The sequence below is a fragment of the Clavibacter sp. B3I6 genome (assembly GCF_030816895.1).
In the GTDB taxonomy this organism is placed as follows: domain Bacteria; phylum Actinomycetota; class Actinomycetes; order Actinomycetales; family Microbacteriaceae; genus Clavibacter.
Map to the genome: position 1 here is coordinate 1,483,205 of NZ_JAUSYL010000001.1, position 24,914 is coordinate 1,508,118.

The window sequence follows — 24,914 nt, forward strand, 5'->3', positions numbered from 1 at the left end:
TCCGCTCACGGCCTCCTCCCGGTGCCGTCGCGGCCCGGGCGCGTCGCGGGGTATCGTTGCCGCTCGTGACCCAGGACCCCCAGGCTCCCGGGAGCAGCCCCGCCAAGCGGCTGCTCATCGGCGAGAAGCTCGCGAGCGACAAGCTCGAGGGCCAGCTGCTCCCCAAGCACCTGGCGCTCCCCATCTTCGCGAGCGACCCGCTCAGCTCGGTCGCCTACGCGCCGCAGGAGCTGCTCCTCATCCTCACGCTGGGCGGCCTCGCGTTCCTCAGCTTCGCCCCCTGGGTGGCGGCCTGCGTCGTGATCCTGCTGGTCGTCGTGGTGCTCAGCTACCGCCAGCTCATCAAGGCCTACCCGTCAGGAGGCGGCGACTACGAGGTCGCGCACAGGAACCTCGGCGAGAAGGCCGGCCTCGTCGTCGCCTCGGCGCTGCTGGTGGACTACATCCTCACCGTGGCCGTGTCGGTCGCCTCGGGCGTCGACAACATCATCAGCGCGATCCCCGAGATCGCGCCGTTCCGCGTCGAGATCGCGGTCTTCTTCGTGGCGCTGCTCGCGGCCGTCAACCTCCGCGGCGTCCGCGAGTCGAGCAAGGCCTTCGCCGTGCCCACCTACCTCTTCATCGCCAGCGTCGGCGTGATGATCGCGGTCGGCCTCGCCCGGACCGCCCTCGGCGACCCGCCGGTCGCCGAGTCCGCCGCCTACACGGTCGACACCCCGAGCCTGTCGCAGGTGGCCTTCATCCTCCTGCTGCTGCGCGCCTTCTCGAGCGGCTGCTCCGCGCTCACGGGCGTCGAGGCCATCTCGAACGGCGTGCCCGCGTTCCGCACCCCGAAGGTCAAGAACGCGCAGGCGACCCTCGTGATCATGGGCGGCACGGCCATCGTCCTCTTCGTCGGCCTCACGACGCTCGCGCTCATCGCGCGCGTGCACTACGGCGAGCACCCGTGCGACCTCATCGGCTGGGCCGAGTGCGCCACGGAGCCGCAGAAGAGCCTCATGGCTCAGGTCGCCGCCGCCACCTTCGGCGACGGCAGCGTCATGTTCTACCTGCTGCAGGCCACCACGGCGGCCGTCCTGCTCCTCGCCGCCAACACCGCCTTCAACGGCTTCCCGCTGCTCGGCTCGGTGCTCGCGAAGGACGCCTACGCGCCCAAGTCGCTGCTCACGCGCGGCGACCGGCTCGTCTACAGCAACGGCATGCTGCTGCTCGCGCTCGGCGCGACGATCATCCTCGTCGTCTACCAGGCGAACCTCACGCAGCTCATCCAGCTCTACATCATCGGCGTGTTCGTGTCGTTCACCCTCGGGCAGACGGGCATGGTCGTGCACTGGCTCCGGATGCTCCGGGCGGGGTGCGCGAACCGCGGCGAGGTGTTCCGCAGCCTCAGCATCAACGCGTTCGGCGCGGTGCTCACGGCGCTCGTGCTCATCGTCGTGACCATCACCAAGTTCACGCACGGCGCCTGGCTGGTCTTCGCGATCATGCCGGTGCTGTTCCTCCTCATGCTCGGCGTCAACCGCTACTACCGGGACGTCGAGAAGGAGATCGAGGTCGACCCGGTCACGGTCTTCGGCTCCACGGGCGACCACGCCGTCGTGCTCGTCGGCCGGATGCAGAAGCCCGTCCTCAAGGCCCTCGACTACGCCATCGCCGCGAACCACGACAGCATCGAGGCGGTGCACGTGTCCATCGACGACGAGGCGACCCGGCTCCTGGAGCGGCAGTGGATGGAGATGGGGATCGACATGCCGCTGCGCGTCGTCGCCTCCCCGTACCGCGACATCAGCTTCCCCCTCATCAAGTACCTGAAGTCGAGGCGGGCGGAGCACGGCAGCGAGATCATCACCGTCTACACGCCCGTCTACATCGTCGGGCACTGGTGGGAGACGTTGCTGCACAACCACAAGGCCCGGCGGATCCGCCAGAAGCTGCTGCTCGTGCACGGCGTCACGCTCGCCCTCGTGCCGTGGCTGCTCGACTCGTCCGAGCTCATCTACGGCCGACGCTCCCGCCCCGTCCCCGGGCAGGACCGCCGCGGCGAGCCCATCCGTCCCGTCACGCGCCGCCCGGGTCCGCCGCCGACCACCCCGGTGAAGCACACGAGCGGCCGCGAGACCCCCTGAGGGAGCGGACCCGCGGAGCACACGCCCACTAACCGTTAGTACGCCCCCATTTTCGTCGGGGGGCTAGGCATCGACCTCCACTCGGAGTTGCGTAAGAGATCGCAGGGCCCGAGCCCTGCGTCAACTCGAACACCACGAGCACCGAGAGGGAACCACATGTCGAACGACCTCACACCGGCATCGCCCGCGAGCGGCGGATTCGGCTCCGACGACGCGTACGCGGCCGTCGTCCCCGCATCCACCCTGGGCACGACCGGCAGCACGGACAGCAGCAGCACCAGCAGCACCAAGGACACCGCGAAGGAGCAGGCCGCCAACGTGGCCGGCGACGCGAAGGCCGGCACGCAGCACGTCGCCGGCGTCACCAAGGGCGAGGCCAAGAAGGTCGCGTCCGAGGTCAAGTCGCAGGCGGCTGACCTCCTCGGCGAGACCCGCGGGCAGCTCCGCGAGCAGGCGGGCACGCAGCAGAAGCGCGCCGCCGGCAGCCTCCGCACGCTCAGCGACGAGCTCCGCGACATGGGCGACAAGTCGGAGAGCACCGGCATCGCGAGCGAGCTCGTCTCGCAGGTCTCGAGCCGCGCCGGCAGCGCGGCCGACTACCTCGAGGGCCGCGACCCGGGCACGCTCCTCCAGGACGTGACCGACTTCGCGCGCCGCCGACCGGGCCTGTTCGTCGGCCTCGCGGTCATCGCGGGCGTCGCCGCCGGTCGCCTCACCCGCTCGCTCACGAGCGAGGCGCACGACCAGAAGGTCGCCGACGAGGCCGCCACCACGGGCGCGTCCACGACGGGCGCCTCGACGACCGGCACCGCCGGCTACGTCACGCCCGCGGTCCCCACGACGAGCGCCTACGCGCCCACCGAGCTCAGCGCCGACGAGCCGATCGGCGTGGGCCCGTACGACGCCCCCGCCACCGGCGCGTCCACCCCGCTCTACGACCAGACGCGCTCGACCGACCCGCTGACCGACACCTTCGGCACCGGCGAGCGCGCCGACGGATCGCGCGCATGACCGACGCACGCACCCCGAGCGAGGAGAAGGCCGCGACGAACAGCCTCGGCGACCTCCTCGGCAACGTCACGAAGGACGTCTCCACGCTCATGCGCCAGGAGATCGCCCTCGCCAAGGCGGAGATCAGCGACTCGGCCAAGAAGGCCGGGAAGGGCGCCGGCCTGCTGGGCGGCGCCGGCTACGCGGGCATCATGGCCGTGTTCTTCCTCTCCGTCGCCCTGATGTACGCGCTGTCGTACTGGTTCGACAACCTGGCCTGGGCCGCGGTCGTCGTGGCCGTGATCTGGGCCGTCATCGGCCTGGTGATGTACCTCCAGGGCCGCAAGCAGCTGAAGACCGTGCAGGGAGCCCCCCGCACGGCCGACAGCGTCAAGAAGATCCCCGAAGCGATGAAGAGGAACGAGGCAGACCGATGAGCGACAACCCCGACCAGATCCGCGCCGACATCGAGCGCACCCGCAACGAGCTGAGCATCGACGTGGACGCCGTGGCCGACAAGGTCACCCCCGCGAAGGTGGCCCAGCGCCAGACCGAGAAGGTGCGCGGCGCCTTCTCGAACGTCAAGGACAGCGTCCTCGGCTCCGCGAGCGACGCCCGCGCGAACGTGGGCGACGCCGTCTCCGGCACCGCCGGCGGCGCGAAGGCCAAGGCGAAGGGCAACCCCGTCGGCCTCGGCCTCGTGGCGTTCGGCGCCGGCCTCCTCATCGCCTCGCTGATCCCGGCGAGCGACAAGGAGAAGGAGCTCGCCTCGACCGTCAAGGACAAGGCGCAGCCCCTCGTCGAGAAGGCGACCGACGCCGCCAAGGACGTCGCGTCCGAGCTGAAGGAGCCCGCGCAGCAGGCCGCCCAGTCGGTCGCGAGCACCGCGAGCGACTCGGCCGGGACGGTCAAGTCGGAGGCGCATTCCACCGCGCAGGACGTCAAGGGCACCGCCCAGGACGCGAAGCAGACCGTGCAGGACGACGTCCGCAGCTGATCCACCGCACCCCGGAGGGGAGTCGGCCCACCGGGCCGGCTCCCCTCCGTCGTCCTCGCGACGCGCCGCCCATGTCCCCGAGAAGGAGGACACGGCTGTACAGTAGTTAGTGCACGAACTCTTTCCCCCGGGAGCTCGTGCGGCGCGACCGGAACGTGCGGTGCCCCGATGATGGAGCGCCTGCGTGCCGGTCGAACGGCGTCCGGGCCGACCCGTGAGGTCCGGACCGATGCGGGGGTCCGCGTCACGAGTTCCCGCGAAGGACGCCGGCCCCCGCGTCCCCCCTGCGCCCGTGGATCCGCGCCCTGCGCCCCGCGCCCTCCGAGCGGGTGCCTCAGCCGAGCGCCGCGACGACCTGCCGGGCGACGCGCCGCCCCGCCCGGTTCGCGCCGATGGTGGACGCCTGCGGCCCGTAGCCCGCGAGGAACAGCCGCGGGTCGCGCGCCGACACGCCGGACTCGACGCGGACGCCGCCCTCCTTCTCCCGGAGGCCGAGGGGCGCGAGGTGGCGGATCTCCGGCCGGAAGCCCGTGGCCCAGATCACCGCGTCCACCTGGTCCCGCCCGCCGTCGGCCCAGACCACGCCGTCCTCCTCGAAGCGCGCGATCGCGCCCCGGCTCGCGAGGACGCCGCGGCGGATGCCCGCCGCGATGCGCCGGGTCCGCGGAACGCCGGTGCCGCTGACGATGCTCGGCAGCGCCTCGCCCGCCCGCGCCGCGCGGTCCTGCAGATCGACCGCGCGCACGGCGGCCTCGACGTCGAGCTGACCCGCCTCGAGGAAGTCCACGGGGCGGCGGGTCGACCACAGCGTGCCCGCGGCCACGCCCTCGAGCTCGAGCAGGAAGCCGATCGCCGAGGTGCCGCCGCCGACCACGAGCACGCGGAGGCCGCGGAGGTCCGCCGCCGACCGGTAGCCGGACGTGTGCAGCTGCCGCCCGCGGAACGTCGCGAGACCCGGGTACGACGGGATGAAGGGCGCGCCCCACGTGCCCGTGGCGTTGACGACGAGGCGCGCGACGCGGTCGCCGTCGCTGGCCCGCACGAGCAGCGGCGTGGCCGAGTCCGAGGGGTGCGCGGCCCGGCGGCGCGACGCGGCGGGCGGCGGAACGTCCGCGTCGAGCACGGCGCGGACCTCGACCGGGCGCGCGACCCGCAGGTCGAAGTGCTCCTCGTAGCGCGCGTAGTGGTCCCGGACGACGTCCCGCGCGGGGAGGCGCCGGTCGGCCGTCTCGAACGAGATGCCGAGCTCGGCCATGCCGGGGAGGTCGGCGACGCGGTGGGCGGATCCGAGGCGGAGCGCGGCCCAGCGGTGCTGCCAGGCGCCGCCCGTGGCGGGACCCCGGTCCAGCACGACCGCGTCGGTCCCCATCCGGAGCCCGAGCCGCTGCAGGTGGTACGCGACCGAGAGGCCGGCCTGCCCGGCTCCGATGACCACGACCTGGGTGTCAGCGGGCTCGGAGGTCATGGGACGACCAGGCTAGTGCCCGCCCCCGCGTGGATCCCGACCGCCGGGGCGAGCCGGTGTGATGCCCCGGCACCTCCCGCCGAGGAGGACACGCCCGGGACGCCGAAGGCCACATGTTAGGGTAGCCCCTAGGTTTTCTCCAACCCTGTCCGCTGCATCCAGCGTTGTCACCGCCCGTCGGGGCCTGAGTCGTGAGGGGGTCTCGCATGGGGCGCGGCCGTCAAAAAGCTAAGCACACCAAGATCGCGCGAGAGCTGAAGTCGTTCAGTCCCAATGTGGACTACACGCAGCTGGAGCGCGAGCTGACCACCCACGGGGCGGTCGACGAGCAGTACGCGGCCGAGGCCGCGAAGTGGGACGAGTACGCCGACGAGCCGGACGCCTACGTCCCGGGCGACGAGCAGAAGCGCGCCTGATCCCGGACCGGCTGCGGCCGGTCGAGCAGCGGACCCGTCCTCGTCTCGAGGCGGGTCCGTCTCCGTGTGGGCGGCGTCCGTCTGCGTGCGGGCGGCGCGGCGCACGGCCGCAGCCTGCCCAGGCCGAGGATCAGTCGCGGTAGCGGCCGGTGAGGCGCACGGCACCGCCGTCGACGCCCTTGGCGCCCTGCTCGAAGCCCGCGCCCGCCGGGGCCTCGCCCATGGCCACGCGTCCGGCCTCCCACGTCGGGATGCCGGCGGTCGTCAGCGCGCGCGCGATGCCGTCGGCGGCCGCGGCGTCGACCACGGCGATCATGCCGATGCCCAGGTTCCAGGTGCCCTCCGTGCTCTCGAGGGTCGACCCGGCGATGCCGGCCAGCGCCCGGAACACCGCGGGCGGCGACCACGTGGACCGCTCGACCTCGCTGTACGAGCCGCGGGGCAGCACACGCGCCAGGTTGGCCGCGATGCCGCCGCCTGTCACGTGGCTGAGGGAGTGCACGCCCGGGCCGAGGTCCGGCTGCCCGAGCACGTCGAGGAGCGGCGTCGTGTAGAGGCGCGTCGGCTCGAGGAGCACCTCGCCGACCAGGCCGCCGAGCTCCGCGGAGGTGTCGCCGAAGCCGATGCCGGCGCCCTGGAGGATGTGGCGGACGAGCGAGAAGCCGTTGCTGTGGAGGCCGCTGGAGGCGAGCGCCAGCACGACGTCGCCGTCGCGCACGCGCTCGGATCCGAGGACGGAGTCGGCCTCGACCGCGCCGACCGCGGCGCCCGCCACGTCGTAGTCGTCCGGGCCGAGGAGGCCCGGGTGCTCCGCGGTCTCGCCGCCGACGAGCGCGGTCCCGGTGTCCGAGCAGGCGCGCGCGATGCCGGCGACGATGTCGGCGATGCGCGCGGGCACGACCCGGCCGCAGGCGATGTAGTCCGTCATGAAGAGGGGGCGCGCGCCGACCACGACGATGTCGTCGACGACCATGCCCACGAGGTCCTGGCCGATCGTGTCGTGCTTGTCGATCGCCTGGGCGATGGCGACCTTGGTGCCCACCCCGTCGGTGGAGGTCGCGAGGAGCGGATGGCGGAAGCGCGTGAGGGCGCTCGCGTCGAAGAGCCCCGCGAATCCGCCGAACCCGCCGATGACCTCGGGGCCGTGCGTGCGGGAGACGGCCTCCTTCATCAGCTGGACCGCGAGATCGCCGGCCTCCGTGTCGACGCCGGCCTCTGCATACGAGCTCTTGGTGGTCACCTGAGACAGAGTAGCGGCCGGGCGCGTCGCTCCCGTGTGGGAGACTGGCCGCTCCCCCACCTCTTCTACTCTTCAGGAGTCAGCCGAAGCATGTGCGGCATCGTCGGCGTCGTATCGTCCGAACCCGTCAACCAACTCGTCTACGACAGCCTCCTGCTCCTGCAGCACCGCGGGCAGGACTCCACCGGCATCGCCACCGCCGAGGGCAACACCTTCCACGTGAAGAAGCTGAGCGGCCAGGTCCGCGAGGCGTTCCGCACGCGGGACATGCGCTCGCTCCTCGGCACCATGGGCCTCGGCCACGTCCGCTACGCCACCCGTGGCAGCGCCGCCGACGAGGACGAGGCGCAGCCGTTCTACGTGAACGCGCCCTACGGCATCGTCCTCGTGCACAACGGCAACCTCACCAACACGCGCGAGCTCGCGCAGGAGCTCTTCCACGTGGATCGCCGCCACACGAACACGAGCTCCGACACGGAGCTGCTCGTCAACGTGCTCGCGCACGAGCTGCAGTCGCAGGTGTCCGGCCTGGCGCTGGATCCCGACCAGGTGTTCACCGCCGTCGAGCGCGTGCACGAGCGCGTGCAGGGCTCGTACGCGTCCATCGCGATGATCGCTGGGCACGGCATGCTCGCGTTCCGGGACCCGTTCGGGATCCGTCCGCTGACGCTCGGGCGCCGCGAGCTCGCGGGCGGGCGCATGGAGTGGGTGGTGGCGAGCGAGTCGCTCGTCATGGAGTCGCTCGGCTACGAGATCGTGCGCGACGTCGCACCCGGCGAGGCCGTCTTCATCACCATGGACGGCGTGATGCACTCCCGCCAGTGCCACCCGGCGCCGCGCCTCATCCCCTGCGCGTTCGAGTTCGTCTACCTCGCGCGGCCCGACTCGGTGATGTCGGGCATCAGCGTCTACGACGCGCGCCTGCGCATGGGCAACCGGCTCGCGGCGACCATCGCGGAGCACAGCCCCGCGGGCGACATCGACGTCGTCATGCCGATCCCGGACTCGTCCCGGCCCTCGGCCATGCAGGTCGCGCAGACGCTCGGGATCGAGTACCGCGAGGGGTTCTACAAGAACCGCTACGTCGGCCGGACCTTCATCATGCCGGGGCAGGCGCAGCGCAAGAAGTCGGTGCGGCAGAAGCTCAACGCCATGAGCTCGGAGTTCAAGGGCAAGAACATCCTCATCGTCGACGACTCCATCGTGCGCGGCACGACCAGCCGCGAGATCGTCACGATGGCCCGGCAGGCCGGGGCGAACAAGGTGACGTTCACGTCCGCAGCTCCCCCGGTGCGCTACCCGCACGTGTACGGGATCAACATGCCGTCGCGGCAGGAGCTCATCGCGCACGGGCGCAAGATCCCCGAGATCGCGCAGGAGCTCGGCGCGGACCACCTCATCTACCAGGAGGTCGCCGACATGCGCGACGCCATAGTCGAGGGCTCGACGGGCGTCGAGGACCTCGAGATGAGCTGCTTCACGGGCGAGTACATCACCGGCAACGTGACGCCGGAGTACCTGTCCTGGCTGGAGCGCACGCAGCTCAGCTGACCGGCGGTCGACGCGGGCCGGGGCGGACGGGACCGGTCAGGCGTCCGGCTCGCCGGGCTCGCGCTCGGCCGTGAGCACGCGGGAGCGGCGCGAGGCCGCACGGTCGAGCGCCAGCGCGAGGAGGGCTGCGAGGCCGCCGAAGAGGACGACCGCGAACAGCGCGAGGAACGCGAGGACCTGCGCCTCCGAGAACTCGGGGTTCGGCGGGAACGTGAGCGTGAGGACCATCGCGACGACGAGGCCGAGCACGGCGCCGACGCCCATGAAGCGGAAGTAGCGGGGGGACCGCCGCACGAGGACCTCGGTGCGGCGCTCGTCGTCGGGCTGGGGGCGGGCGTCGGTCATGGATCCATTCTCCCCCGGGGCGCGGACGGGCGCCGCACCGGGAGCCCGGCGCACAGGCGCGCGTGAGGTCGTCGGCCGAGCGGCCGGCGTCGCCTCAGCGGTCGGCGGACAGCTGCCACGGCACGGGCAGGAGGCCGCGGAGGTCGGCGCGGAGGCCGGACGCGCGGACGGCCCCCGCCTCGACGCCCGCGTCCCAGGTGGTGCCGCCCGTCGCGAGCGCGATCCACGTGGCGGGGTCGGTCTCGATGACGTTCGGGGGCGTGCCGCGCGTGTGACCCGGCCCCTCGATGCACTGCACGGCCCCGAACGGCGGGACGCGCACCTCGACCGTGCCGCCGGGCGCGAGGTCGGCCAGCGACTGCAGCAGGAACCGGACGGCGGTGGCGCGCGTCTCGCGGTCGGCGTCGGCGCCCTGTGCGAGCGCGGCCCGCACGGCGGGCTGTCCGACGGTGGGGTGGATGCGCGCCTTGGCCATCCCCCCAGGATGCCAGAGCGCCGCACCCGCGGCCGCCGGATCCGGCGCGCGGCACCCCTCCAAATGGGGCGTCGCCGCGTGTCCGCATTTAGGGGGACATCCATTACCATTCATGGAAGTGCTCCGCGGTGACACGACCCGCGCGGCACGGCAGGACGCCCCGACCCTCCTGCTGCCTCCCGAGGCGGCGGGAGGGTGGGGACGATGCGCCTCCCGGCGGACCCGAAGAACGCCGGACGAGGCAGGGAGCCGACCCACCCCGTTCCCGCGGAGGGTCGGCCTCCCGCCCCCGCGCCCCCTCCCCGGAGCGCGCATGCGGCGCATCCGCGGGCCCTCCCGGAGCCCGGCCCGGCAGGGTCCGCGTCGATAGGGTGGGGGCGTGAAGATCCTGGTACTCGGTTCCGGTGCGCGCGAGCACGCCATCGTCACGGCCCTGCTCCGGGAGGACGCCGGGCACGACATCGTCGCCGCCCCCGGCAACGCGGGCATCGCCCGCGCGGTCCCCGTGGTGGCCATGGACATCGACGACCCCGCGGTCGTCGCCGAGCACGCGCTGGCCGAGGGCGTCGAGCTGGTCGTCGTGGGCCCCGAGGCGCCCCTCGTCGCGGGCGTCGCGGACGCGCTCCGCACCCGCGGCATCCCCGTCTTCGGGCCGGGCCGGGCCGCGGCCGCGCTCGAGGGATCCAAGACCTTCGCCAAGCGCATCATGGAGGAGGCGGGCGTCCCCACGGGCCGCGCCGCGCAGGCCGGGACGCTCGACCAGGTCGAGACAGCGCTCGACGCGTACGGCGCCCCCTACGTCATCAAGGCCGACGGCCTCGCCGCGGGCAAGGGCGTCCTCGTCACGGGCGACCGCGGCCTCGCGCTCGAGCACGCGCGCCACTACCTCGGCCAGGGCACCGTGCTCGTCGAGGAGTTCCTCGCCGGGCAGGAGGTGTCGCTCTTCCTCCTCTCGGACGGCCACGACGTGCTCCCCCTCTCCCCCGCCCAGGACTACAAGCGCCTGGGCGACGGCGACGCGGGACCCAACACGGGCGGCATGGGCGCCTACTCGCCGCTGCCGTGGCTGCCCGCCGGGTTCGTCGACGAGGTCATCGACACCATCGCGCTGCCCACCGTGCGGAAGCTCGCGGAGGAGCAGACGCCGTTCATCGGGCTGCTCTACTGCGGGCTCATCCTCACCTCGGACGGGATCCGGGTCATCGAGTTCAACGCGCGCTTCGGGGATCCGGAGACGCAGGTCGTGCTGCCGCGCCTCGTCACCCCGCTGTCGCAGCTGCTGCTGGCCGCCGCGTCCGGCGAGCTCGGCGGCGTGCCGCGTCCGGAGTTCTCCGACGACGTCGCCGTCACCGTGGTCCTCGCGAGCGAGGGCTACCCGGAGTCGCCGCGGACGGGGCGGGCGATCTCGGGCCTCGAGGACGCCGCACGCGTCCCCGGCGTGAGCGTCGCCCACGCCGCCACGGCCGAGTCGGAGGGCGGCCTCGTCGCCACCGGCGGGCGCGTGCTGAGCGTCGTCGCCACGGGCGCCAGCTTCGAGGAGGCGCGATCCCGGGTCTACGAGGCCGTGGACCGGATCGGGCTCGACGGGTCCCAGCACCGCACCGACATCGCCGCGCAGGTCATCCGATGAGCGCCGCGGGCACGGGCGCCGCCCCCGCCGGGCACGCCTCGGAGTGGGAGCTGCCGGGCTGGGAGCACGCCTACTCGGGCAAGGTGCGGGAGCTGTTCAGCCCCGCGATCGACGACACGGAGGACCGCGCCCTCGAGGGCGAGCCGCACGTGCTGGTCGTCGCGACCGACCGGGTGAGCGCGTACGACTTCGCGCTCGAGCCGGGCATCCCCGGCAAGGGCGAGCTCCTCACGCAGCTGAGCCTCTGGTGGTTCGACCGGCTCGACGTGCCGAACCACCTGGTCGACCGCGCCACGCTCGACCGCATCGGCATCCCCGAGCAGGTGCGGGGGCGCGCCATGCTCTGCCGCGTGCTCGAGATGCTGCCCATCGAGTGCGTCGTGCGGGGCTACCTGGCCGGATCCGGCTGGGAGGAGTACCGCGAGCACGGCACCGTGTGCGGCATCCCGCTCCCCGCGGGCCTGCAGCAGGGCGACCGCCTGCCGGAGCCCATCTACACGCCGGCCTGGAAGGCGCCGCAGGGCGAGCACGACGAGAACATCACGTTCGCGCGCACCGAGGAGCTCGTGGGGCACGAGGAGGCCGCGCGGCTGCGGGACCTGTCGCTCGACGTCTACCGCCGCGCGTCGGCGGTGGCCGAGGAGCGCGGGGTGATCCTCGCGGACACGAAGTTCGAGTTCGGCATCGACCCGCGCACGGGCATCACGACGCTCGCCGACGAGGTGCTCACGAGCGACTCGTCGAGGTACTGGGACGCCGAGGCGCACGCCACCGGCAACCGCACCGACAGCTTCGACAAGCAGATCGTGCGGGACTGGCTCGCCGCGAACTGGGACCGCACCGGCACGCCGCCGGTGCTGCCGCCCGAGATCGTGGCGCGCACGGCGGAGCGGTACCGGGAGCTCATCGCGCGGCTCACGGGGCGCTAGGCGCTCGGGGCGCCGGGCATTCGGGGCGCTAGGCGCTCCGGGCGGCGGGTGCCGGCTGTCGGCGGTCGGCGGTCGGCGGCGGCGGCGGCGGCGGGCACGATGGCCGCCGCGTCCGGCTACAGGTGGTCGTAGCCGCGGACGACGCGGTCGATCGCGATCTCCGCGACCTCGCGCGCGTCCTGCTCGGGCAGCGCGTCGAGCGCGCCCTCGATGTCCTGGCCGCCCATCCGGAGCACGGCGAGCCGCTCGAACTCCTCCACGGCCTCGGGGGAGGGCTGGCCGTCCGCGGCGGCGGCGCCGTCGGGGCCCGTCGTCGTGGGCGTCCCGTCGGCGTGGTCGGCGTGCTCCGCGTGGTCGGCGTGGTCGGCGTGCTCCGCGTGGTCGGCGTGCTCGTGCATGGGGTCCCCTCCGGTCGTGCGTGGGCGGTGCGGATCGCGCTCCGGCCCTGCCGCCAGGGTCCCACACCGGCGTGACCGGGGGATCCGATGGCGACAGGCTGCCACATCCCCCGTGCCGCCGGAGCAGCACTCCCACGAAGGGGTCAGATCCGTCGCGCGTCCCGGGGACGACGGAGGGGCGCGGCGCTTGTAGGTTCGACAGGCAGACCGGACACCGTCCGGTCAACCCCCTTGACGAAGTGGCCCCCTTCAAGATGACCTCCGGCATCCCGTTCTCCTCCCCTCTCGATCCGGCCTCCCCGGCGCGCGTGCGTTCGGCGTCGACCGCGGTGCCGCTCGCGGAGGATCCGCCCGGGCCGGCGACCGCGCGCGTGCTCACCGCGCTCGCCGCACCGGAGGCCGCGCTCGGCTGGTCGACGCAGCATGCGCTGGCGCTCGGCGTCGCGCTGGGGGACGCCGGGGCCCGACCCGGCGGCGGCCGCACGGCCGACCTCTGGGAGGCGCTGGCGACGCTCGCCGCGGCCGACCTGGGGCTCGCCCGCACGGTCGAGCCGCACCTCGACGCGCTCGCCATCCTCGCGCAGGAGGGGGCGGCCGGCGGCACGGACGCCGACGGCATGGCCGCCGGCGGCACCCCCGACGCAGTCGCCCGGACCTGGGGCGTGTTCGCCGCGGAGGGCGGCGGGGATCCGCTGACGGCCGTCCCCGATCCCGCGTCGGCCGACGGCGTGCGGCTCTCCGGCACGAAGCCGTGGTGCTCGCTCGGCGGGTCGCTCACGCACGCGCTCATCACGGCAGCCGGACCGCTCGGCACGCGCGGCCTGTTCGCCGTGGATCTGCGCCACCCCGGCATCGAGGTCGTGCCGGGCGCATGGGTCGCGCGCGGGCTCGCCGAGGTGCCGAGCGGTCCGCTGCGTCTCCGGGACGTGCCGGCGCGGCGCGTGGGGGCGCCCGGCTGGTACCTCGAGCGGCCCGGCTTCCACTGGGGCGGGATCGGCGTCGCGGCCTGCTGGTACGGCGGCGCCGTGGGACTCGCGCGCACGCTGCTCGCCGCGGCGTCCCGCGCGGGGGCCGACCGCCTCCTCCTGATGCACCTCGGCGCCGTGGACGCGGCGCTCGACGGCGCCCGCGCCTCGCTCGCCGAGGCGGCCGACCTCGTCGACCGCGGCCGCGCCGAGGGCGAGGAGGGGCGCCTGCTCGCGAAGCGCGTGCGCGCCGTCGTCGCGCGGGCGGTCGAGGAGACGCTGACGCACGTCGCCCACGCGCTCGGGCCGGCCCCGCTCGCGCAGGACGCGGATCACGCCAAGCGCGTCGCGGATCTGGAGCTGTACGTGCGGCAGCACCACGCCGAGCGCGACGACGCGTCGCTCGGCGGGGTGCTCGCGGAGGCCGGGCGGCGGGCGGCGGAGGCGGCGAGCCCGGTGTCGGCGGTCGCGCCGGAAGCCGCAGCGGCAGCGGCACCCGCAGCGGCGCCGGCGGCCGTCGCCGCTCCGGCCGCGTCCCCCGTGCGCACGGTCGCCTTCGACGCGCGCGAGCCCGGCGTCGACGCGGACGCCTGGCCCGCGGATCCGCGCTGGGACGCGCTCCCCGCCCCCGACCTGGCCGGGATGACCGCCCTCCTCGTGATCTCCGCGCACGCCGACGACGAGTCCATCGGGGCCGCCGGCCTCATGGCGACGGCGGCCGCGCTCGGGGTCCCGGTGACCCTCGCGATCGTCACGGACGGCGGCGCCTCGCACCCCGGATCCCCCACGCGCACGCCCGCCGAGCTCGTCGCGCTCCGCCGGGACGAGGCCCGCGCGGCGCTCGACGCCGTCGCCCCCGACGCCGGGCTCGTGCTCCTCGCCCACCCCGACGGCGGGATCCGAGAGCGGCGCGACGCCGTGCGGGACGACCTGGCCGCGCTCCTTTCCGACGCCGTGCCCGGCACGTGGGTCGCGGCCCCCTGGCGCGGCGACGGGCACCGGGACCACCGCGTCACGGGCGAGGTCGTCGCCGAGCTGGTGCTCGCGCTGCCCGCCGAGCGCGGGATCCAGCTGGTCGAGTACCCCGTGTGGATGTGGCACTGGGCCGCGCCCGGCGACCCCCGCGTGCCGTGGGCCGGGATGCGCGCCCTGCCGCTGGATCCGGGGATGCGCGCCGCCAAGTCCTCCGCCGTGCGGGCCCACGCCAGCCAGGTGGTCGCGCTGTCGGACGCGCCCGAGGACCGGGCCGTGCTCCAGCCTGGCTTCCTGCGGCACGCCGACCGCGACCGGGAGGTCGTGATCCTGGCGGACGCCGCCGCGGTCCGGACCGCGGCCGCCGCCCCTGCGGCCGCCGCGACCTCGGCGCTCGCCGCCACGGCACCCACTGCCGCCGAGCGCTTCGACGCGGCGTACGCGCGCGCTGAGGACCCCTGGCGCGTCACGACCCGGTGGTACGAGCGCCGCAAGCGCCTCGCGACCCTCGCCGCCCTGCCCGACGAGCGCTACGGCCGCGCCCTCGAGATCGGCTGCTCCATCGGCGTGACGACCGCGGGCCTCGCCGAGCGCGTCGACGCGCTGCTCGCGGTCGACGTCGCGCCCACCGCGGTCGAGCGGGCGCGCGCCCGGCTCGCCGACGTGCCGCACGTGCGCGTCGAGGTCCGCGACGTCGGCGACGACTGGCCGGACGGGTCCTTCGACCTCGTCGTGATGAGCGAGGTCGGCTACTACCTCGACGACGCCGCCTTCGACCGGGTCCTCGCCGCCCTGCCCGGTGCCCTCGGCGCCGCCGGCACGCTCGTCGCCTGCCATTGGCGGCACCCCGAGGGCGACTTCCGCCGGACGGGCGACGAGGTGCACGCGCGCCTCGCCGCCGTCCCCGGGCTGCACCGCCTCATGCGGCACGAGGAGGACGACTTCGTGCTCGAGGTGCTGTCCGCGGATCCGCGCTCGGTCGCCGTGCGCACGGGGCTCCGATGACGGTCGGCCGGGGAGCGGCCTCCGCCCTGCCCCTCGAGGAGGCGGGGGCGCGGATCCGCGCGGTCGCCGTCGTGATCCCCGCGCGCGACGAGGAGGCCCTGGTCGGCCGGTGCCTGGCCTCCGTCGAGGCGGCGGCGGTGCGCGCCCGGGCAGCGGGGATCCGCGTGCACGTGGTGCTCGTCGCCGACGACTGCCGCGACCGGACGGCCGAGGTCGCGCGCGCGGCGGGCGTCGAGGTGATCGAGAGCTCCGCGGGCCGGGTCGGCGCGGCCCGCGCGCGCGGCGTCGCGGCGGCGCTCGCGGCGTGGGACGGCCCGGACGACGAGCTGTGGATCGCGTGCACCGACGCGGACTCCGTGGTGCCCGCCGCGTGGATCACCAGCCAGCTGGAGCTCGCCGACGGGGGCGCGGACGTGGTCGTCGGCACCGTGCGCCCCGAGCTCGACGCGCTGAGCCCGGCGCAGATATCGGCGTGGCGGGCGACCCGCGTCCCCGGCGAGGCCAACGGCCACGTGCACGGCGCGAACCTGGGCGTGCGCGCCGACGCCTACCTCCGCGCGGGCGGCTTCCCCGAGGTGGCCGAGCACGAGGACGTGGACCTGGTGGCGCGTCTGCGTCGGACCGGCGTCGCGATCACGGCGTCGGCCGCGGGCGAGGTGCTCACCTCGGGTCGCCGCGACGGCCGGACGCCCGGCGGCTACGCGGGGTACCTGCACGTGTCGCTGCTCGCGCGGGCGGCGGAGCGGGAGGCGGCGCGGGAGACGGCGCGGGCGGAGGCGGCGAGCGCCGGCGACGTCGACTGCGACCGGCCCTGCGTCGCCGTGGGCTGACCGGCGACGCGAGAGACCGGGACCGGCTCCCGGAATGGAGCCCCGGGATCAGCGCGGGTCGTCGACCGCGGTCGCGCGCGTCCCCGCCGCCCGCTGCATCGCGTCCCAGCGCCGGTGCGCCAGGACGTGCAGCACGAGCGCCACGACGGCCGCGGCGGCGAGCCCGCCCGCGAGGATCCCGAAGCCCGTGTCGTCGCCGACCAGCCCGACGACCCCGCTCGCGACGGCCAGCCCGAGGAGCCCGAGGCCGACCGCGAGGAGCCCGCGCGTCGGGGCGGCGAGGGGCCGCGGCGCGGTGCCCGGGGCCGGCACGCGCTCCCACGTCACGATGAGGAACGTCGCGATGGGACCCAGGGGGAGGGACACGACGAACCAGGTCCACCGGGATCGCCCCTTCTGCTCCGCGAGCCCCGCGTTCACGAGGGCGAGCGTGACCCACCCGTAGCTGCCGATCCATCTGTCGTCCACGCCCCGACCATAGGGCACGGCCGCCGCGGCGGGTGGGGCACTGAGCTATTTCCCCACCTGCTCCGCTACCCTCGGCCCATGCACAGAACCGCGCGGGAGCCCGCTCCCGACAGCCACAGTCCCGGCGCCCGGACGACCCCGGGCACGCCCCGCACCCTCCGCGCCACCGCTCCCCTCCTCGGGATCCGCCCCGCCGGCCCGACCGGCACCCGCTCGTGAACGGCGACCTCCTCCTCAACATCGTCCTGGTCGTCGTCTTCGTCCTCGTCGGCGGCGTGTTCGCCGCCACGGAGATGGCCCTCGTCACGCTCCGCGAAGGCCAGCTGAACGCCCTCGCCGCACGCGGCCGCCGCGGCGAGAAGGTCGCCGCCCTCGCCCGCAACCCCAACACCTTCCTCGCGGCGGTGCAGATCGGCGTGACCGTCGCCGGCTTCGCGTCGGCCGCGTACGGCGCCTCGTCGATCGCGCCGTCCGTCGTGCCGCTGCTGGTGTCGTGGGGCCTCGAGACGGGCGTCGCGTCCACGGTCGCGACGCTCCTGCTCACGCTCGTGATCGCCTACCTCTCGCTCGTGCTCGGCGAGCTCGCGCCCAAGCGCCTCGCCATCCAGCGCAACGCGGGCTTCGCGTACGGCGTCGCGCCCGTGCTCAACGGCTTCGCGATCCTCATGCGGCCCGTGATCTGGTTGCTCTCCGTCTCGACGAACGTGGTCGTCCGCCTCCTCGGCGGCGACCCGCACAAGACGGGCGAGGAGATGACGGAGGAGGAGCTCCGCGACATCGTCTCCAGCCACGAGGGGCTCCCGGACGACGAGCGCCGGATCCTCGACGACGTGCTGTCCCTCCGCCACCGCCAGCTCAGTGAGGTCATGAAGCCGCGGCCGGAGATCGCCGCGCTCGACGGCACCGGCACGGTCCGCGAGGCGGGCATCGACGTGCAGGACCGCCCGTACTCGCGCTACCCGGTGGTCGACAAGACCATCGACGACGTCATCGGCTTCGTCCACGTGCGCGACCTGTACCAGGCGATCGCGGCGGATCCGGAGCGGCCCGTGTCCGAGATCCTCCGCCCGATCCCGTACCTCCCGGCGACCGCGCGCGTGCTGCCGACGCTCACGATGATGCGGGCCGAGGGCCACCAGATCGCCGTGATCGTGGACGAGTACGGCGGCACGGACGGCATCGTCACCCTCGAGGACCTCGTGGAGGAGGTCGTCGGCGAGATCTTCGACGAGTACGACACCGACTCCGCCGCGCGCGACCTCGCGGAGGACGGCGGCACGATCGACGGCCGCCTCAACTTCCAGGACTTCGAGGAGGCGACGGGCGTCAAGCTCCCCGACTCCGCGTCGGACACGGTCGCGGGCTTCGTCATCGAGAACCTCGGCCGGCTCGCGCAGGTGGGCGACACGGTCGAGGTCGACGGCGTGACGCTCCAGGTGACCGCCCTCGACCGGCGCCGGATCTCCGAGATCCTCGTGATCCCGCGGGAGGAGCCGGTGGGCGAGGACGCGGCGGACGCCGGTGCCGCCTAGCCGCGTGGGAGCGGGCGCACGTGCGACCGCTCCCACGCGGTTCGACGGGCGTCACCCGCCCTCGGGTGACGGTGCAGCGTCGCCCATCGCGTGGAGGAGGTAGGACGCTCGAACAGCGAGCGCGTACCTGGTCTCCATCGCGACCTCCCGAGGATCGTGGAGGGCGGCGTCCACGGCGGCGACGTCGATCCCCGTGAGGGCGGCGATGTTCGTCGGGGTCAGCTTCAGCGTGCACGTCAGCGTCTCGAGGATCGATCGCAATCGGATGTCGTCGTCGATACCCGAGCCCGCGGTCAGGCGTGCGACGAATCCACTCACACGGACCGTCTCCTCGGACGTGAGGAGCCTCGCGTGGGCGGTGATGCCCGATCCGTCTTCGACCGACTCGCTCGTGAGTCGCAGGAGCAGCGCGCTCGGGACGCCGGTGGCCGCGGACAACGAGTCGATCGAGATCCGACCCTCTGCGATGACGCGACGCAGCTCCCTCATCGTGTCCAGCGAATCAGTGCTCACGTGATCTCCTTCCGAACCGGGCCCGGCGTCGACTCCGCGGCCCGGCGTCGACGCTACGGCCCCGCGCAGGATCGCTCGCCGTTCATGCACATGACGACGAGGTCGACGCTGTGCGGGTCGTCACACCCCTCGACGATCCGTGGCCGTGGCACGGCACGGGAGGCCCTGGTCTGACGGCACCAGACCTCCGACGCCCACCGGTGGTGGGGATCAGGCCCCCTGCGGGCCTCCAGCAGGCGCGACAGTCAGGGCAGCGGGATCACCCGGTCCGCGACGGTCCGCCCGCCGACCTCGGCGCGGCCGTCGTCGAGCAGCCGCGTGACCAGCTCGCTGCCGCGGCCCTGCGTGATCCGCAGGTCACGGCCGAGGTGCGCGGTGACGCGGAGGGCGGCGGATCCCGTCGCCTCGTCCTCGGGTATCCCGAGCGCGGGAGCCGACATGCGGGCGCGGATCCGCCCCGCGGCCTCGTCGATCCACGCCCACGCGTACAGGTGCTCGACACCGGCGGCCTCCGCGGGCGCCGGCAGGTCGAGGGCGAGCAGCTCGGCGACGGAGCCCACGGGGTGCCAGGCGAACTCCGGGCCCCACGCCGGATCCGCCGTGACGCGCACGACATCGGCCGCGTGCGTCACCGCGACGACGCCCGCCGGCACGCGCAGGTGGTCGACCGGCGCCCCGCGCGACGCCAGCCACCAGGCCGTGCCGACCGTGGGGTGCCCGGCGAAGGGCAGCTCGCGCGCGGGGGTGAGGATGCGCATCGCGGCGCCCCGTGGATCCGTGCCGGGCGCGTCCACCGCGTCGACGAACACCGTCTCGCTGAACCCGAGCGCCTGCGCGACCGCGAGCTCCCGGCCGTCGGTGCGCGGCGAGGCGAGCACGATCCCGAGCTCGTTGCCGTGATGCCCGTCCGCGTCCGTGAACACGCGGACGACGTGGACCTCGTCCGGCCGCACGCCGTCGAGGCCCGCGACCGGACGCGCCGTCACAGCCTCGCGTAGCGCGCGCGGGCGCCGCAGTACAGGCCGTACGCGATCAGGCCGAGCCCGGTGATCGCGAGCACGGCGACGCCCGCGGGCAGCCCGGCGAGCGCCTGCAGCGCGCCGTCGAGGCCCGTGGCGCGGCTCGGGTCGGCCGTCACGGCGCCGACGACGAACAGCACGCCGACCGCGACGAGCGCGACGCCCTTGGCGATGTACCCGGCGACGCCCAGCGCGGTGATCCCGCGGCCGAGCGATCCCGGCGGCACGGAGATGTCCTCCTGGAAGCGCTTCGTCGCGCCCTTGAATCCGAAGTACGCGCCGACCGCGATCACGGCGAGGCCGAGCACCACGAGGAGCGCGACGCCGCCGGGCGCCGCGAGGATCCGCGCGCTGAGCGACTGCGTCTGCTCCGAGGAGTCGCTGGATCCGCCCGTCGCGAAGCGCAGCGCCGTGGCCGCGATGGCGAGGTAGGCGACCGCCTTGCCGAGCTCCTTGGCGCGGGCGGCCCAGGTGCGCTTCGCGTCCTCGCCGCGCGCGAGCACGGTCTCGACGAGCTGCCAGAGGCCGAGCCCGAGGAGCCCGACCACGATGACCCAGAGGAGCACGCGGCCGCCGGGCGTGCCCGCGAGGGAGCCGAGGGCACCGGACTGGTCGGCCTCGCCGCCCCCGCCGCCCGTCGCCAGGCGGAACGCGATGACGCCGATGAGGAGGTGCAGCAGGCCGTTGACCGCGTGGCCGAGGCGCGCGGCGACCGCGAAGCCGGGCTTCTGCTGGAGGCTCGACGCGGCGCCGGTGGCGCTCATCGGTCGGCGCGGGTGGCGGTGGCGGGCGTCGAGGCGCGGCCGGTCAGCAGCGAGGTGAGGCCCCGCACGCCGCGCTTTCCGGGCGGCGCGTGCGGGCTCGACGGGGGCGACGGCTGCGCCTCGTCCTCGTCCGGCTCCATGACGATCTTCCAGGCGGTCCACGCGACGGCGGTGAGCGGCACCGAGAGGATCGCGCCGACGATGCCGCCGAGGATCGTGCCTGCGGTGAGGGCCAGCAGCACCACGAGGCCGTGCAGCTTGAGCGCGTTGCCGAGCACGACGGGCTGCAGGAAGTTGCCCTCGAGCTGGTTCACGACCACGACGATGGCGACCACGATGAGCGCGGTCGTCAGGTCGTTGGTGACGAGGGCGACGAGGGCCGCCAGGATTCCCGCGACGGTGGCGCCCACGATCGGCACGAACGCGCCGATGAACACGATGAGCGCGAGCGGCAGCGCCAGCGGCACGCCGAGGATGAGGAGGCCGGCCCCGATGAACACGGTGTCGACGAGCGCGACGGTCGCGGTGCCGCGGATGTAGCCGCCCAGCACCCGGGCGCCGTCGTGGCCGACGCGCACGGCGCGCTTGCGCCCGCGGCCGCGGAACGGGCGGATCAGGAAGGCCCAGATGCGCGGCCCGTCCTTGACGAAGTAGAAGAAGACGACGAGCCCGAGCACCGCGCCCGTGACGATCTCGGCTGCAGCGGAGACGCCCGCGATGGCGCCGGATCCGAACTGGCTGCTGGTGAGGAAGTCGACGGCGGACTGGCGGAACGAGTCGATCTGGGCCGTGTCGATCGGGAGCCCGCCCTCCTCGATGAACCCCTGCAGCTGGTCGACGCCCTCGCTGGTGGCCTTCACGAGGGTCGGCCACTGGTTCTGCACGCCGAAGACGACGAGCGTGATCGCGCCGCCGAAGAGCACGAGGCCGGTGACGAGCGCGATGGCCGCGGCGAGCGCGTCGGGGAGGCCGCGGCGCTCCATCCAGAGCACGATCGGGCGCACGGCGCACGCGAGGATCAGCGCGATGATCACCGGGATCACGACGAGCTTGAGCGAGATGGCGGCGTACACGATCGCGATGGCGACCACGAGGACCGCCAGGATCTGCACGCAGCGGATGGAGAGGCGGCCGAGCTTGTCCTGCCAGACGGACTGCGGGGTGGTCATGCGCTCAACCCTACGGGCGCAGGGGCCCCGCGACCGGGCCGCGGGCGGAGCCGGACACGCCCCGGTCGGCGGCGCGACCGGCCGCTAGCCTCGACCCATGGGACCCCGCCTCACCGTCGTCCGCGAGGGCGCGCTCGACGTCGCCGGCCACACGTCCATCGCGGCGCTCCTCGCCCTCGCCTTCCCCGACTTCCGCGAGGGCTACGCGGGGTCGCGCAGCTGGGCGGGCGCGCAGCCGGAGCTGCGGGTCCTCGCGCACGACGGCGACGAGCTCGTCGCGCACGCGGGCATCCGCCGGATGTTCGTGGCCGTGGGCGACGACGCGGGCGACCCCGCCGACGACGTGCTCGTCGGATCCACCGGCATGGTCGCCGTGCACCCGGGCCGCCAGGGACAGGGGCTCGGCACGCTGCTCGCCGACGGGATCCGCGGCGCCCTCGCCCGCCTCGCCGTCCCCTTCGGCCTCCTGGAGACGGGCGACGCGACCACCGGCTACTACACGCGGCACGGCTGGATCGCGCTCGACGGGCGCACCGGCCACTACAACGGCTTCACCCTCCGCGGCGCCGCCGAGGTGGTGCACCAGGACCACGGCTGGCTGATGCTCCCGGTCACCGCCCCCGCCGACGACTTCCCCGCGGGCGACCTGCACGTGAACGGGCAGCTGGTGTGACCGCGCTCGATCCCGTGGTCCACCGGATCCGCGCCGAGGACTGGCGCGAGTACCGCACGCTCCGCCTCGAGATGCTCGAGGACACCCCGCTCGCCTACCTCGAGACCCTCGAGCACGCCCGGACCCTGCCGGACTCCGACTGGCGCGGCCGCACCACGCGCGTGGCGCTCCCCGGCAACACGGCCTACGCGGCGGTCGACCGCGCGTCCGGCCGCTGGCTCGGCGCGATGAACGCGTACGTCGCGACCGACCCGACCCGCGTGATGCTCGTGAGCGTCTACATCACCCCCGACGCCCGGGGCCGCGGGGCGGGCGTCACCGACCTGCTGCTCGACGCCGTGATCGCCTGGGCCCGCGAGCGCCCGGACGCCCGGACGCTCCGCCTCGAGGTGCACGAGGACAACCCGAGGGCCCGCGCCTACTACGAGCGCCGCGGCTTCCGCCTCACGGGCCGCAGCGTCCCGTACGCGCTCGACCGCTCGCAGCGCGACCTGGAGATGGACCTGCCGCTGGCGTGAGCCCGGCCGGTGCGGCCGGCCCGGACGCGACGACGCCCGCCACCTCGCGAAGAGGGGACGGGCGTCGTCGTGTGAGGCGATCAGCGGATCACCGCCGCGGCTCAGTGCGTGGCGATGGCCACGTCCTCCGCGTCGCGCGTCGGGCCGGGGGTGGCCTCGGCGACGGGCGCGGATCCGGCCAGCGGCGGCAGGCCCGCGGCGACCCGCGCGCCGAGCCAGGCGTCGACGTCCGTCCAGTACCGGATGACGCGGGCGCGGAGCTCGGCCGTGGTGACCTTGCTCACGTGGCCGACGATGTTGCCGACGAGGCGCTCGCGGGCGGCGTCGTCGAGCACGTCGCGGACGAGCATGCCCGCCTGCACGAAGTCGTCGTCCTCGGCGTGCAGGGTCGCGGCCGAGCGGACGAGCTCGCCGTCGTGCTCCCAGCCGGCGCTCTCCGCAGCCCGGGCGGGGTCGGCGTGCGCGCCGCCGTGCGAGTTGGGCGCGTAGACGGGCGTGCCGGCCGACTCGAAGGAGTAGCGCGCGGCGCCGTCCTTCGAGTAGCTGTGCACGGGCGACTTCGGCGCGTTCACCGGCAGCTGCGCGTGGTTGGTGCCCACGCGGTAGCGGTGCGCGTCGGCGTAGCTGAAGATGCGCGCGAGGAGCATCTTGTCGGGGCTCGTCTGGATCCCGGGCACGAAGTTCGAGGGCGCGAACGCGGCCTGCTCGATCTGCGCGAAGTAGTTCTCCGGGTTGCGGTTCAGGGTCATGGTGCCGACCTCGATGCGCGGGTAGTCCTTCTGCGACCAGACCTTGGTGAGGTCGAACGGGTTGAAGCGGTACGACTTGGCGTCCTCGTAGGGCATGATCTGCACCTCGAGCTTCCACTCCGGGTAGTCCCCCCGGTCGATGGCCTCGGTGAGGTCGCGGATGTGGAAGTCGGCGTCCTCGCCCGCGATCTGGTCCGCCTGCTCCTGCGACAGGATCTCGATGCCCTGCTGCGTCTTGAAGTGGTACTTCACCCAGAAGCGCTCACCGGCCGCGTTCACCCACTGGTACGTGTGCGAGCCGAAGCCGTCCATGTGACGCCACGAGCTCGGGAGGCCGCGGTCGCCCATGAGCCAGGTGACCTGGTGGGCGGACTCGGGCGAGAGGGTCCAGAAGTCCCACTGCATGTCGTGGTCGCGGAGGTGCGAGCCCGGCAGGCGCTTCTGGGAGTGGATGAAGTCGGGGAACTTGATCCCGTCGCGGATGAAGAAGACGGGGGTGTTGTTGCCGACGAGGTCGTAGTTGCCCTCGTCCGTGTAGAACTTCAGCGCGAAGCCGCGGGGGTCGCGCCAGGTGTCGGGGCTCCCCTGCTCGCCGGCGACGGTGGAGAAGCGCGCGAGCATCTCGACCTCGGCACCGGGCTGGAAGAGGGAGGCGCGGGTGTACGCGCTCACGTCGCCCGTGGTGCGGAAGGTGCCGAACGCGCCGCCGCCCTTCGCGTGGACGACGCGCTCGGGGATCCGCTCGCGGTTGAACTGCGCCAGCTTCTCGACGAGGTAGTGGTCGTGCAGCGGGATGGAGCCGTCGGGGCCGACGGACAGCGAGTGCTCGTCGCTGGCGACGGGGGCGCCCTGGTTGGTGGTCGTGTGCTTCTGATCCGTCATGCGGTTCTCCTGTCAGCGGTGGAACGGGGGGGTGCTGGCTCGAGGTGGACCGGCCGCGGGTGCGCGGACGGTGGCGACCCTCAGGTCGCGGCGGTGGCGCCGGGATCCGCGGACGCGGCCCGGCAGGCGGGGCAGGGCCCCGTGCGTGACCTCGGTGCTCGCGTGTCGTCGGGCATGCGGAGGAGTCAAGCACACTTCCCTTGAGTCATTCAAAACAAGTGCACGGGCGGCGCGTCGCGCGACCGACCGTGCCTAGGCTCGACGGGCGGCCCCACCGGCCGCAGGAGATCGGA

The 24,914-nt window shown here is 74.2% G+C and carries 25 protein-coding genes; 14 read left to right on the forward strand and 11 right to left on the reverse strand.

The genetic code is table 11. The annotated features are described in order from the left end of the window. Positions 1–65: 65 nt before the first annotated feature. The 4 genes from QFZ62_RS06865 (at position 66) to QFZ62_RS06880 (ending at position 4,113) form a co-directional block, all read left to right on the forward strand. Positions 66–2,126: an APC family permease gene (locus tag QFZ62_RS06865; protein ID WP_307503406.1), complete on the forward strand. Its 2,061-nt coding sequence runs from the start codon at positions 66–68 to the stop codon at positions 2,124–2,126. Positions 2,127–2,282: 156 nt separating this feature from the next. Further along, positions 2,283–3,137: a hypothetical protein gene (locus QFZ62_RS06870; protein WP_307503409.1), complete on the forward strand. Its 855-nt coding sequence runs from the start codon at positions 2,283–2,285 to the stop codon at positions 3,135–3,137. Continuing rightward, positions 3,134–3,553 carry a phage holin family protein gene (locus tag QFZ62_RS06875; RefSeq protein ID WP_307503412.1) on the forward strand — a complete coding sequence of 140 codons (420 nt, stop codon included), beginning with the start codon at positions 3,134–3,136 and terminating at the stop codon, positions 3,551–3,553. The genes QFZ62_RS06870 and QFZ62_RS06875 overlap by 4 nt, the downstream gene beginning before the upstream one ends. After that, positions 3,550–4,113, forward strand: coding sequence for a DUF3618 domain-containing protein (locus QFZ62_RS06880; protein WP_307503414.1), 564 nt, complete (start codon positions 3,550–3,552; stop codon positions 4,111–4,113). The genes QFZ62_RS06875 and QFZ62_RS06880 overlap by 4 nt, the downstream gene beginning before the upstream one ends. Positions 4,114–4,447: 334 nt before the next feature. Here QFZ62_RS06880 and QFZ62_RS06885 read toward each other — a convergent pair whose 3' ends face one another. Continuing rightward, entirely contained in the window at positions 4,448–5,578 is a 1,131-nt protein-coding gene (locus QFZ62_RS06885) for an FAD-dependent oxidoreductase (protein WP_307503415.1), read from the reverse strand. A gap of 206 nt (positions 5,579–5,784) precedes the next feature. On the opposite strand from QFZ62_RS06885, the gene QFZ62_RS06890 reads away from it, so the two are divergent. Further along, on the forward strand, positions 5,785–5,994 hold the full coding sequence (locus QFZ62_RS06890; RefSeq protein ID WP_012037444.1) for a DUF3073 domain-containing protein: 210 nt from the start codon (positions 5,785–5,787) through the stop codon (positions 5,992–5,994). A gap of 130 nt (positions 5,995–6,124) precedes the next feature. On the opposite strand, the gene purM is transcribed toward QFZ62_RS06890, so the two are convergent. Next, positions 6,125–7,234, reverse strand: a complete 1,110-nt coding sequence (gene purM / locus QFZ62_RS06895; protein WP_307503418.1) for a phosphoribosylformylglycinamidine cyclo-ligase — start codon at positions 7,232–7,234, stop codon at positions 6,125–6,127. A 90-nt stretch (positions 7,235–7,324) separates the two neighbouring features. Here purM and purF point away from each other — a divergent pair, with 90 nt between their 5' ends. After that, positions 7,325–8,785, forward strand: coding sequence for an amidophosphoribosyltransferase (purF, locus tag QFZ62_RS06900; protein ID WP_307503420.1), 1,461 nt, complete (start codon positions 7,325–7,327; stop codon positions 8,783–8,785). A gap of 36 nt (positions 8,786–8,821) precedes the next feature. On the opposite strand, the gene QFZ62_RS06905 is transcribed toward purF, so the two are convergent. Further along, positions 8,822–9,130, reverse strand: a complete 309-nt coding sequence (locus QFZ62_RS06905; protein WP_307503422.1) for a hypothetical protein — start codon at positions 9,128–9,130, stop codon at positions 8,822–8,824. Positions 9,131–9,224: 94 nt separating this feature from the next. After that, on the reverse strand, positions 9,225–9,605 hold the full coding sequence (locus QFZ62_RS06910) for a sterol carrier family protein (protein ID WP_307503423.1): 381 nt from the start codon (positions 9,603–9,605) through the stop codon (positions 9,225–9,227). 379 nt (positions 9,606–9,984) lie between these two features. Between QFZ62_RS06910 and purD the strand changes: the two genes are divergently transcribed. Continuing rightward, entirely contained in the window at positions 9,985–11,235 is a 1,251-nt protein-coding gene (gene purD / locus QFZ62_RS06915; RefSeq protein ID WP_307503425.1) for a phosphoribosylamine--glycine ligase, read from the forward strand. Next, positions 11,232–12,164, forward strand: coding sequence for a phosphoribosylaminoimidazolesuccinocarboxamide synthase (locus QFZ62_RS06920; RefSeq protein ID WP_307503427.1), 933 nt, complete (start codon positions 11,232–11,234; stop codon positions 12,162–12,164). Before purD ends, QFZ62_RS06920 begins: the two co-directional genes overlap by 4 nt. 116 nt (positions 12,165–12,280) lie before the next feature. Here QFZ62_RS06920 and QFZ62_RS06925 read toward each other — a convergent pair whose 3' ends face one another. Further along, on the reverse strand, positions 12,281–12,562 hold the full coding sequence (locus tag QFZ62_RS06925) for a hypothetical protein (RefSeq protein WP_307503429.1): 282 nt from the start codon (positions 12,560–12,562) through the stop codon (positions 12,281–12,283). 239 nt (positions 12,563–12,801) lie between these two features. Here QFZ62_RS06925 and QFZ62_RS06930 point away from each other — a divergent pair, with 239 nt between their 5' ends. Together QFZ62_RS06930 and QFZ62_RS06935 are read left to right on the forward strand one after the other, a co-directional pair. After that, positions 12,802–15,504: a PIG-L family deacetylase gene (locus QFZ62_RS06930; RefSeq protein WP_307503431.1), complete on the forward strand. Its 2,703-nt coding sequence runs from the start codon at positions 12,802–12,804 to the stop codon at positions 15,502–15,504. After that, positions 15,501–16,334 carry a glycosyltransferase family 2 protein gene (locus tag QFZ62_RS06935; protein ID WP_307503435.1) on the forward strand — a complete coding sequence of 278 codons (834 nt, stop codon included), beginning with the start codon at positions 15,501–15,503 and terminating at the stop codon, positions 16,332–16,334. Before QFZ62_RS06930 ends, QFZ62_RS06935 begins: the two co-directional genes overlap by 4 nt. Positions 16,335–16,382: 48 nt before the next feature. Here the strand turns inward: QFZ62_RS06935 and QFZ62_RS06940 are convergent, their stop codons facing one another. Next, entirely contained in the window at positions 16,383–16,802 is a 420-nt protein-coding gene (locus QFZ62_RS06940) for a hypothetical protein (RefSeq protein ID WP_307503437.1), read from the reverse strand. A gap of 78 nt (positions 16,803–16,880) precedes the next feature. Between QFZ62_RS06940 and QFZ62_RS06945 the strand changes: the two genes are divergently transcribed. Together QFZ62_RS06945 and QFZ62_RS06950 are read left to right on the forward strand one after the other, a co-directional pair. Further along, complete coding sequence (locus QFZ62_RS06945; RefSeq protein WP_307503440.1) at positions 16,881–17,021, forward strand: hypothetical protein; 141 nt, start codon at positions 16,881–16,883, stop codon at positions 17,019–17,021. Next, positions 17,018–18,334 carry a hemolysin family protein gene (locus QFZ62_RS06950; protein WP_307503442.1) on the forward strand — a complete coding sequence of 439 codons (1,317 nt, stop codon included), beginning with the start codon at positions 17,018–17,020 and terminating at the stop codon, positions 18,332–18,334. The genes QFZ62_RS06945 and QFZ62_RS06950 overlap by 4 nt, the downstream gene beginning before the upstream one ends. 51 nt (positions 18,335–18,385) lie before the next feature. Here QFZ62_RS06950 and QFZ62_RS06955 read toward each other — a convergent pair whose 3' ends face one another. The 4 genes from QFZ62_RS06955 to QFZ62_RS06970 all read right to left on the reverse strand — a co-directional run bounded on the left by QFZ62_RS06955 (position 18,386) and on the right by QFZ62_RS06970 (position 21,799). Next, the gene (locus QFZ62_RS06955) at positions 18,386–18,937 is read right to left on the reverse strand and encodes an HTH domain-containing protein (protein WP_307503444.1); all 552 of its coding nucleotides are present in this window, start codon (positions 18,935–18,937) and stop codon (positions 18,386–18,388) included. Positions 18,938–19,092: 155 nt separating this feature from the next. Then, the gene (locus QFZ62_RS06960) at positions 19,093–19,833 is read right to left on the reverse strand and encodes a PhzF family phenazine biosynthesis protein (protein WP_307503447.1); all 741 of its coding nucleotides are present in this window, start codon (positions 19,831–19,833) and stop codon (positions 19,093–19,095) included. Then, positions 19,830–20,630, reverse strand: a complete 801-nt coding sequence (locus QFZ62_RS06965) for a DUF1206 domain-containing protein (RefSeq protein WP_307503450.1) — start codon at positions 20,628–20,630, stop codon at positions 19,830–19,832. The genes QFZ62_RS06960 and QFZ62_RS06965 overlap by 4 nt, the downstream gene beginning before the upstream one ends. Then, positions 20,627–21,799 carry an AI-2E family transporter gene (locus QFZ62_RS06970; protein ID WP_307503453.1) on the reverse strand — a complete coding sequence of 391 codons (1,173 nt, stop codon included), beginning with the start codon at positions 21,797–21,799 and terminating at the stop codon, positions 20,627–20,629. Before QFZ62_RS06970 ends, QFZ62_RS06965 begins: the two co-directional genes overlap by 4 nt. 97 nt (positions 21,800–21,896) lie before the next feature. Between QFZ62_RS06970 and QFZ62_RS06975 the strand changes: the two genes are divergently transcribed. Together QFZ62_RS06975 and QFZ62_RS06980 are read left to right on the forward strand one after the other, a co-directional pair. Continuing rightward, a complete protein-coding gene (locus QFZ62_RS06975) occupies positions 21,897–22,472 on the forward strand; it encodes a GNAT family N-acetyltransferase (protein ID WP_307503456.1) in 576 nt (191 codons plus the stop codon). Between the two features lie 14 nt (positions 22,473–22,486). Then, positions 22,487–22,990 (forward strand): N-acetyltransferase, encoded by a 504-nt coding sequence (locus tag QFZ62_RS06980; RefSeq protein WP_307507715.1) that lies wholly within the window; start codon positions 22,487–22,489, stop codon positions 22,988–22,990. A gap of 101 nt (positions 22,991–23,091) precedes the next feature. Here QFZ62_RS06980 and QFZ62_RS06985 read toward each other — a convergent pair whose 3' ends face one another. Then, complete coding sequence (locus tag QFZ62_RS06985; protein ID WP_307503458.1) at positions 23,092–24,621, reverse strand: catalase; 1,530 nt, start codon at positions 24,619–24,621, stop codon at positions 23,092–23,094. Positions 24,622–24,914 lie beyond the last annotated feature (293 nt).

What these genes read in the sequence shown, in the direction of transcription:
- QFZ62_RS06870 (WP_307503409.1), top strand. Translation starts at nt 2,283, where the DNA reads ATGTCGAACGACCTCACACCGGCATCGCCCGCGAGCGGCGGATTCGGC.
- QFZ62_RS06920 (WP_307503427.1), top strand. Translation starts at nt 11,232, where the DNA reads ATGAGCGCCGCGGGCACGGGCGCCGCCCCCGCCGGGCACGCCTCGGAG.
- QFZ62_RS06925 (WP_307503429.1), bottom strand. Translation starts at nt 12,562, where the DNA reads ATGCACGAGCACGCCGACCACGCGGAGCACGCCGACCACGCCGACCAC.
- QFZ62_RS06935 (WP_307503435.1), top strand. Translation starts at nt 15,501, where the DNA reads ATGACGGTCGGCCGGGGAGCGGCCTCCGCCCTGCCCCTCGAGGAGGCG.
- QFZ62_RS06945 (WP_307503440.1), top strand. Translation starts at nt 16,881, where the DNA reads ATGCACAGAACCGCGCGGGAGCCCGCTCCCGACAGCCACAGTCCCGGC.
- QFZ62_RS06890 (WP_012037444.1), top strand. Translation starts at nt 5,785, where the DNA reads ATGGGGCGCGGCCGTCAAAAAGCTAAGCACACCAAGATCGCGCGAGAG.
- QFZ62_RS06885 (WP_307503415.1), bottom strand. Translation starts at nt 5,578, where the DNA reads ATGACCTCCGAGCCCGCTGACACCCAGGTCGTGGTCATCGGAGCCGGG.
- QFZ62_RS06880 (WP_307503414.1), top strand. Translation starts at nt 3,550, where the DNA reads ATGAGCGACAACCCCGACCAGATCCGCGCCGACATCGAGCGCACCCGC.
- QFZ62_RS06910 (WP_307503423.1), bottom strand. Translation starts at nt 9,605, where the DNA reads ATGGCCAAGGCGCGCATCCACCCCACCGTCGGACAGCCCGCCGTGCGG.
- QFZ62_RS06875 (WP_307503412.1), top strand. Translation starts at nt 3,134, where the DNA reads ATGACCGACGCACGCACCCCGAGCGAGGAGAAGGCCGCGACGAACAGC.
- QFZ62_RS06905 (WP_307503422.1), bottom strand. Translation starts at nt 9,130, where the DNA reads ATGACCGACGCCCGCCCCCAGCCCGACGACGAGCGCCGCACCGAGGTC.
- purF (WP_307503420.1), top strand. Translation starts at nt 7,325, where the DNA reads ATGTGCGGCATCGTCGGCGTCGTATCGTCCGAACCCGTCAACCAACTC.
- QFZ62_RS06970 (WP_307503453.1), bottom strand. Translation starts at nt 21,799, where the DNA reads ATGACCACCCCGCAGTCCGTCTGGCAGGACAAGCTCGGCCGCCTCTCC.
- QFZ62_RS06965 (WP_307503450.1), bottom strand. Translation starts at nt 20,630, where the DNA reads ATGAGCGCCACCGGCGCCGCGTCGAGCCTCCAGCAGAAGCCCGGCTTC.
- QFZ62_RS06975 (WP_307503456.1), top strand. Translation starts at nt 21,897, where the DNA reads ATGGGACCCCGCCTCACCGTCGTCCGCGAGGGCGCGCTCGACGTCGCC.
- QFZ62_RS06985 (WP_307503458.1), bottom strand. Translation starts at nt 24,621, where the DNA reads ATGACGGATCAGAAGCACACGACCACCAACCAGGGCGCCCCCGTCGCC.